We start from the raw sequence: 538 nt of genomic DNA, 5'->3' as shown, positions 1-538 counted from the left end.
ATAATTTTGAGACAGCGAGTCGCGAAGCCAAAGAATGGGAAACGGGTGGAAGTCAACGTCTTGTCATTGATTCGGCATTAAATGTTATCAGCACTGCTTTAGCCGGCAGACCGGCAGCGGAAGTAGTGGCTTCAGGATTATCGCCTACGGTGAATAATCAAATTAAGAAAGCGACCACAGATGCAAAAGGCAATGTGAATACCGCTCTCAATTTGACTGCTCATGCACTTTGGGGCGCGGTAGAGGCTTATGCGGGCAATCGTAATGTTGCTGCTGGTGCGGCTGGTGCAGCAGGCGGAGAGGCGGCGGCTCATTTCCTTGCCTCGACACTTTACAATAAATCACCTGAAAAGCTCAGCGAAGAAGAAAAACGTACGGTATCTTCTTTAAGCCAGGTAGCAGCCGGTATTGCTGGTGGTACTTTATCAGATAGTTCTGATGGAGCGATTATTGCGGCTAAAACGGCGAAGAATGCGGTAGAGAATAATGGCATGGCAGATGACATTCATCCTAGTGATGAGCGTAAGCAAAACATTGA

Annotated in this window: 1 protein-coding gene; it reads left to right on the top strand. The window is 47.8% G+C overall.

Going from position 1 to position 538, the window contains the following annotated elements; translation table 11 throughout:
• Nucleotides 1–538: VENN motif pre-toxin domain-containing protein (locus HMPREF2732_RS05825; RefSeq protein ID WP_186821533.1), on the top strand; the 538-nt coding region annotated here is incomplete at both ends.

Origin of the sequence: Haemophilus sp. HMSC061E01 (assembly GCF_001810345.1) — a bacterium.
In the GTDB taxonomy this organism is placed as follows: Bacteria; Pseudomonadota; Gammaproteobacteria; order Enterobacterales; family Pasteurellaceae; genus Haemophilus_D.
The sequence above is the reverse complement of the archived record's forward strand: the minus strand, read 5'-3'. Positions and strand labels throughout refer to the sequence as shown.